Source organism: Mesorhizobium sp. M7A.F.Ca.MR.176.00.0.0 (genome assembly GCF_004023165.1).
Taxonomy (GTDB): Bacteria; Pseudomonadota; Alphaproteobacteria; order Rhizobiales; family Rhizobiaceae; genus Mesorhizobium.
The window spans coordinates 46,094-52,735 of sequence record NZ_RZTC01000037.1 but is presented as its reverse complement, the minus strand read 5'-3'; the positions used below and the strand labels follow the sequence as shown (position 1 = coordinate 52,735).

At 61.3% G+C, this 6,642-nt stretch carries 8 protein-coding genes; 6 read left to right on the top strand and 2 right to left on the bottom strand.

The window, feature by feature from the left end:
• A partial coding sequence (locus EOB59_RS36305; RefSeq protein ID WP_245486629.1) for an NTP transferase domain-containing protein occupies positions 1-396 on the top strand: 396 nt, incomplete at its 5' end.
• A 32-nt stretch (positions 397-428) separates the two neighbouring features.
• A complete protein-coding gene (locus EOB59_RS14860; RefSeq protein WP_128288658.1) occupies positions 429-1,319 on the top strand; it encodes an alpha/beta fold hydrolase in 891 nt (296 codons plus the stop codon).
• 29 nt (positions 1,320-1,348) lie between these two features.
• On the opposite strand, the gene EOB59_RS14855 is transcribed toward EOB59_RS14860, so the two are convergent.
• Positions 1,349-2,401 carry a DUF1176 domain-containing protein gene (locus EOB59_RS14855; RefSeq protein WP_128288657.1) on the bottom strand — a complete coding sequence of 351 codons (1,053 nt, stop codon included), beginning with the start codon at positions 2,399-2,401 and terminating at the stop codon, positions 1,349-1,351.
• 137 nt (positions 2,402-2,538) lie between these two features.
• Between EOB59_RS14855 and EOB59_RS14850 the strand changes: the two genes are divergently transcribed.
• On the top strand, positions 2,539-3,045 hold the full coding sequence (locus EOB59_RS14850; protein WP_127396334.1) for a DUF1993 family protein: 507 nt from the start codon (positions 2,539-2,541) through the stop codon (positions 3,043-3,045).
• Positions 3,046-3,100: 55 nt separating this feature from the next.
• Here the strand turns inward: EOB59_RS14850 and EOB59_RS14845 are convergent, their stop codons facing one another.
• Positions 3,101-3,265: a DUF1127 domain-containing protein gene (locus EOB59_RS14845; protein ID WP_128288656.1), complete on the bottom strand. Its 165-nt coding sequence runs from the start codon at positions 3,263-3,265 to the stop codon at positions 3,101-3,103.
• A gap of 413 nt (positions 3,266-3,678) precedes the next feature.
• Between EOB59_RS14845 and EOB59_RS14840 the strand changes: the two genes are divergently transcribed.
• From EOB59_RS14840 to EOB59_RS14830, 3 genes are all read left to right on the top strand, one after another.
• Positions 3,679-4,134 carry a hypothetical protein gene (locus EOB59_RS14840; RefSeq protein ID WP_128288655.1) on the top strand — a complete coding sequence of 152 codons (456 nt, stop codon included), beginning with the start codon at positions 3,679-3,681 and terminating at the stop codon, positions 4,132-4,134.
• Positions 4,135-4,249: 115 nt separating this feature from the next.
• On the top strand, positions 4,250-5,317 hold the full coding sequence (locus tag EOB59_RS14835; RefSeq protein ID WP_127810630.1) for an aldo/keto reductase: 1,068 nt from the start codon (positions 4,250-4,252) through the stop codon (positions 5,315-5,317).
• Between the two features lie 51 nt (positions 5,318-5,368).
• A complete protein-coding gene (locus tag EOB59_RS14830; protein WP_127810629.1) occupies positions 5,369-6,634 on the top strand; it encodes a cysteine desulfurase-like protein in 1,266 nt (421 codons plus the stop codon).
• The last annotated feature ends 8 nt before the right edge of the window (positions 6,635-6,642 follow it).

Below are 6,642 nucleotides of genomic sequence, written 5' to 3'. Positions count from 1 at the left end.
ACCTTCGCTGACAATCCCGATTTTGCCGAGGGCCTGTCCACCTCGCTGAAAGCCGGCATCGCCTATCTGCCGGAAGATTCCGCCTGCGTGATGATCGTTCTCGGTGACATGCCTGATATCACGTCCGATGATCTCGACAGATTGATCGATGCTTTCCGCAAGGCCGGCGGCAATGCGGTGGTCCGCGCCTCGCATGACGGCAAGCGCGGCAACCCTGTGCTTTTGCCGCGCTCGCTGTTTCCGGCGATCGCCCATCTCGAAGGCGACACCGGCGCGCGCCATCTGGTCGAGACCGAAGGGCTCGATGTCATCGATGTCGAAATCGGCGCGGCGGCGTCAGTCGATGTCGACACACGCGAGGCACTCGAAGGCGCCGGCGGCGTGCTGCAGGATTGACAAACCCAAGGCGAATTACGCATGCCTTGGGCATGTCTATTCGCTGCCAAATTTTCTGTGCCTTTGCAGTCGCGACCGCGTTGCTGTCTTCGGCCGCGCAAAGCCAGACGCTGTCCCTAAAACCCTTCAAGGACGATCTCTTCGCCTATCCGCCCACGCTGTCGTCTGACATCAACGGCACCTACACGGTCATCGACTACCGCGAGATGCGCGACATCAACCAGCGTGACCAGGTGCCGGAGCGGCGGGTGAACGCCCAATACACCGACACCAGCGTCCGCAAGATGCAGCAGGATCTGTTGCTGAAGACCGATGCCGGCGATGTCAGGCATGTCGCCGTCGGCAAGACCGAGGGCGCCGGCATCATCGTGCTTTATCTGCACGGGCAGGGCGGCAGCCGCAAGCAGGGTGTCGACGACTTCACATTCGGCGGCAATTTCAACCGGCTCAAGAACCTGATGGCCGGCAATGGCGGCCTCTATCTCAGTCCTGATTTCCCCGATTTCGGCGATACGGGAGCGGCGCAGGTGGCGGCGCTGATCGGTCATTATGCCGAACAGTCGCCAGGCGCGAAGATCTTCGTCGCCTGCGGCTCTATGGGCGGCGCGCTGTGCTGGAAGCTGGCCGCGCGCAAGGACATGGGCGGCCGCATCAACGGCCTGCTGCTGCTCGGTTCGCTGTGGGATGAGAGCTTTTTCACCAGCCCGGCCTTCAAGCGCCGCGTGCCGGTCTTCTTCGGCCAGGGCAGCCATGACGTGGTCTACCCCGTGGCAAAGCAGGAGGCGTTCTTTCGCTCGATCCTGACCAAATCGAAGACCTATCCGACCCGCTTCGTCCGCTTCGAGACCGGCACCCATGGCACTCCGATCCGCATGACCGACTGGCGCGGCACGCTCAACTGGATGCTGTCGAAGGCGCCCTGATCGACGCAGCCTGCAAGCTCGTGTGACGCTCAGGGCGCCGTGTTGTAGTCGATGACAGTCTCGGGATTTTGCTCGCCGTCATAGGACGCATCGACGTCATACTGGACCAGCGAGAAATTGCCATTGCGGAACAGATACGTCCCTGCGTCGGACGCATCGCCGATGCCGCGCCACTTGTTGAACGTGGTGATCGTGTGGGCAGCCTCGTCATAGGCGGAATTGACTGCCCAGCCCGACGTCTGGAAACCGACGATACTCATGCCCAGCAATTTGCCGTTGCTGTCATTGTTCTCGTAGCGGATGTCCATCTTGGGCTCGGCGAACTGCAACTGCTGCACGCCCGACACGTCGTCGGTCATGTAGTAGATCGAGCTTTCATTGTAGGCCGCGGCCGAGCAGGAAAAATGGAACAGCCGCGTCTCCTTGTCGGGATCGCCGGGCTGCGCATCCTTGTCCTTGTATTTAATCGAAAAAACGGTCGGCTCATTGGCAAGGAACTGCTTGTCGCACTGGTCGCCATAGGTTGCCAGAAAGGCCTTCTTGGCCTGCTCCAGTGCGGTGTCTTTCTTTGGCGGTGGCGGCCCGTCGCCGCAGCTTGGTGGCATCGCCTCTTCGAAATCGGCGGTGGAGGGTTTTAGCGCGCCTTTTTCGATATGGATTGGATCGAAGGGCGGCCCCGCCTGGATCTGGGCATTCACCTGGCGCAGCGTATAGCACCCGGCAAAGACCTTTTCGCCGCCAGCCTTGTCCGTCGCGCGGATGGCGACGGGGACGTTGTAAAAAATGCTGCCAGCCGCGCCTTCGTCGGAAACCGTCCCGGTCTGGACTTCGACCTTGTCCGTCCCATCATAGCCCTTGACGAAACTATCGAAATCCTTTGCCGGCTTTGTATCGCCGAAATACCCCCATGCGCGGGCGAATTCGTGCCGGCTGATGGCGCTGTACAGCGAACGGACAACCGCGTCGGCGCTCGACCGATCGTCGATATAGGGTGCTTCGGGGGCATCGTCGGCAGCCAATACCGTCTGGCCGATCGGTGCCAGGGAGAGAAAGGCAGTCGCTGCGAAAAGGGCGCGTCTCATCGGGAACCTCCGCTCGATAGAGGATTCTACGACGGCGATTGCGGCAACGTGGTGACGCAGGCTCGACGGACTTGAAGAATCGCGCGCGAAGGCGCTACGTCGCGTCCGCCGGCGTTCGGCCGGACAGGAGATTTGACGTGACGATATCGATGTATGAGGCGTCCGTGCCGGTGTTTTCGGCCAGGCTGAAAGCGCTTTCCGATGTGCTGGCGACCGCCGAACAGAATGCGCTTGACCGCAAGATCGACCCGCAGGTGTTTCTGACGGCGCGGCTCGCGCCAGACATGTTCGCCTTGACCAGGCAGGTGCAGATCGCCACCGATCATGCCAAGGGCGCGCCGTCACGGCTCGCCGGCCGCGAAGTGCCGAAATATGAGGACAACGAGGCGAGTTTTGCCGATGTCCAGGCTCGCATCACGAAGACGCTCGACCTTCTGGCGACTTTTTCGGCTGCCGAGTTCGACGGCTCCGACGACAAGATCATCGAGCTGAAGCTTGGCGGACGGGAAAGTTCGATGCCCGGCCTGCAGTATCTGCTGCATGTGGCCATGCCCAACTTCTATTTCCACCTCACCACGGCCTACGACATTCTTCGCCACAATGGCGTGCCGTTGGGCAAGGCGACGTTCCTGGGATCGCGCTAGGGAATTGAGTTTTTTGGAGATGTCCCGGATCGATCCGGGACATCTCCGGAAGTACCTAGCGAACGGACATTTCGCGGGCGATGCGGGGGAAGTCGGCCGGCGTGATACCGATGTCGGCACGGTCGGCATTGCTCATCGAATGAAGCAGCGCGAGCGCCGAGCGGTATCTCAGATGCTCCTGCGGCCGCGGCCGGGCGAACATTTCAGTGAAGAAACCCATGATTCAAGCCCCAAATTGGTCCTCCACGCCAGCCAATATAGGTGAATCGTGACAATTGTGCAGTGCAGCATTTGCATACCTGCCATGTCTTGGCGAATTTTTGTCTTGGCGAATTTTTTCGCCATTTTCTGCAACCCGGCGAAACTTTTGGCCGGTGCGTATCGTAGCCTCGAATGCTGGCTACATGGCCGGTTTTTCCTCGCCACTCCTGGCGAATTCCGGACTGCGTGAAAATGCAGTCCGGCTTTTGTTTTTGGGATTGCGGTGGGTGAAGCGGTAGACGAGGCGAAGGCTAAATTCGTTAAGATCGGTGCCATGCATTTTTAACGAGCCGGTTCTATGCTTTGATACCCGAATGGTCGGGCGAGGGGGAGGCTGACATCGCTACTGGCGCCAAGCGGGATTTCGCTTCGTTGCTCGACGACCTCTTCATCGCCCCCGACAAGAATGGCGAGGGCGAAGAGGCCGGCGCTCGTCCATCCATCCCGTTTGACTATCTTTCGGTGGCCGATGAACTCCATTCCGGCCGCATCAAGGTTTCCGCTGCCGAATATCGCGAGGCGGGCGCGGATCTGGCGACGGAATTCGCCGCCTTGCTCGATCATGCCAAGCTGGCTCTCGCCGGCGAAGAGCCAAAGCCCGAGGAAAAGCTGCCGCCGATCGATCCCGAAGCCATCGCCGTCGAACTTGGCCTCGATCAGCCCGAGCAAATCGCCGACTTCAGCCGCATGCGCCGCCGCTTTGCCTTTGCCAACCATCCCGACCGTGTCGCCCCGCATTTGCGCCAGCGCGCCATGATCCGAATGCAAGTGGCCAACATGCTGATCGACGAGGCCAAGCGCCGTGCACTAGCCGGTGCTCGCCGCTAACCCGGCTGGTTCACGCAAAAGTCGGTCTGGCGAGGCTTGGAGAGCGGCTCTGCTTTGCCTATAGATGCGGCTTCCTCCGCGCAGTCGCGCCAGCCTTCCTCCGGAGCCGAATTTCATGCACAAACGCCGTCTCGGTCGGACCGATCTTCTTGTGACCCAGATCTGCCTGGGCTCCATGACCTGGGGCCAGCAGAACACCGAGGCCGAAGGCCACGCCCAGATGGACCTGGCTTTCTCGCGTGGCGTCAATTTCATCGACACCGCTGAGCTCTATCCGATCCCGCCCAAGGCGGAGACGCAGGGACGGACCGAAAGGATCATCGGCAGCTGGATGAAGGCCAAGGGCAACCGCGACAAGGTGATCCTGGCCTCGAAGGTCGTCGGCCGCACGGCCAACGCATGGTTTCGCGGCGACAGGCCGTCGCAACTGGTGCGCGCCGATATCTTTGACGCCATCGACAAGTCGCTGGCCAAGCTCGGCACCGACTATATCGACCTCTATCAGATCCACTGGCCGGAGCGGGATATCCCCTGGGGTGCCAATCCGACGCGCGTCGGCGCCGTGTCGCCGCGCGCCGATTCCGTCGGCGCACCGGCCGACGAAACACCGATCGCCGAGACGCTTGGCGTCTTCGACGAACTGGTGAAGGCTGGAAAGATCCGCCATTTCGGGCTGTCGAACGAGAGTTCCTGGGGCGTGATGCGGTTCCTTGCCGAAGCCGACAAGGGCATCGGCCCGCGCGTCGCGTCGATCCAGAACGCTTACAATCTCGTCAACCGCACTTTCGAGGTAAACCTCGCCGAGGTCTGTGAGCGCGAGCAAGTGTCGTTGCTGCCCTATTCGCCGCTGGCCCAGGGCTATCTCACCGGCAAATACGACCATGGCGCGCGACCGCAGGGGTCCCGCTCGCAGCTGTTCAATCGCGGCCAGCGCTACGAGACGCCAGGTGCCGCTGAAGCGCAACTTGAGTACAATGAGCTGGCGCGCTCCTTTGGCCTGGAGCCGGCACTGTTTGCCAATGCCTATGTCTCGAGCCGGCCGTTCGTAGCCTCCAACATCGTCGGCGCAACGACGCTTTCGCAGCTCGACATGGCGCTGTCTTCCGTCGACGTCACCTGGACCGAAGAAATGCAGAAGGCGGTGGACGCGATCCACCAGCGGGTCGGCAATCCCTGTCCTTGAACAGGTCGTCAGTCTCCGAATATTGAATGAGCACAATGGGAGCGGGCAGCAATGAATTTTCCAGTCGAGGCAGTGCGTGAAAAATTTCCGGCTCTCTTCCTGACCGACAAGGGCCGCCGCCGCATCTATCTCGATAACCCTGCCGGCACGCAGGTGCCACAGGCGGTCGCGGACGCCGTGTCGCGCTGCCTTTTGACCACCAATGCCAACCTTGGCGGCTATTTCGAAACGACGCTTGCCGCACAGCAGGTCGTTGATGAAGCGCACCAGGCCATGGCCGATTTCCTTGGCTCGGCGAGCCCTGAGGAAATCATCATCGGCGCCAACATGACGACGCTGACCTATCACATGTCGCGCACGCTCGGCCGCACGATGCAGCCCGGCGACGAGATCATCCTCACCCGCATGGACCATGAGGGCAATGTGTCGCCCTGGCTGCAGCTGGCCGAGGATCTCGGGCTCGTCGTGCGCTGGCTGCCGTTCGACGAAAAGAGCTGGCAGGTCGAAGAGGCGACGCTGGCTGGTCTGCTTTCCGAGAAGACACGGCTGGTCGCGTTGAACTACGCCAGCAATTTGACCGGCTCGATCAACCGGGTGAAGGCGCTGACCGCCATAGCCAGGAATGCCGGGGCCCTTGTCTATGTCGACGCCGTCCAGTTCGCGCCGCATGGCCTGATCGACGTGCAGGAACTCGGCTGCGATTTCCTGATCTGTTCGGCCTACAAATTCTTCGGCCCCCATATGGGCATATTGTGGGGCCGGCGCGACGTCATCGACGACCTGCAGCCATACAAATGCCGCTGCTCGTCCAACGGCTTGCCGGAGCGGTTCGAACTCGGCACGCCGCAGATCGAGCTGATGGCCGGCCTCACGGCCGCGGTCGATTACTTTGCCGACCTTGGCGCGGCGGCGGGCGAGGGCGGTTCAAGAAGGCAGAAGATTGCCAAGGCGTTTGCGGTTTCGATCGCCTATGAAAACCCGCTGGCGCAACAGCTGATCGATGGCCTGTCCGATATCGAGGGCCTGACCATCCGGGGCATTACCGATCCGAAGCGGCTCGGCGAGCGCGTGCCGACGGTTTCCTTCACCGTCGATGGCATCGTGCCCGAAACGATCGTGCGGCAGATGAATGCCGAAAACATCTTCCTGTGGTCCGGCCATAACTACGCCTGGGAGATCGTCCACCAGCTCGGCATTCCAGCCGAGCATGGCGTCGTGCGTATCGGCATCGCCCACTACAACACTGCAGCCGAAATCGACGAGACGCTGGAGAGCGTACACCGTGTGATCGCCATGCTCAGGCAGCAGCGCTCCTGACGCTGGCT

Coding starts and splice junctions, on each gene's coding strand:
- EOB59_RS14855 (WP_128288657.1), bottom strand. CDS start 2,401: ATGAGACGCGCCCTTTTCGCAGCGACTGCCTTTCTCTCCCTGGCACCG.
- EOB59_RS14835 (WP_127810630.1), top strand. CDS start 4,250: ATGCACAAACGCCGTCTCGGTCGGACCGATCTTCTTGTGACCCAGATC.
- EOB59_RS14860 (WP_128288658.1), top strand. CDS start 429: ATGTCTATTCGCTGCCAAATTTTCTGTGCCTTTGCAGTCGCGACCGCG.
- EOB59_RS14830 (WP_127810629.1), top strand. CDS start 5,369: ATGAATTTTCCAGTCGAGGCAGTGCGTGAAAAATTTCCGGCTCTCTTC.
- EOB59_RS14845 (WP_128288656.1), bottom strand. CDS start 3,265: ATGGGTTTCTTCACTGAAATGTTCGCCCGGCCGCGGCCGCAGGAGCAT.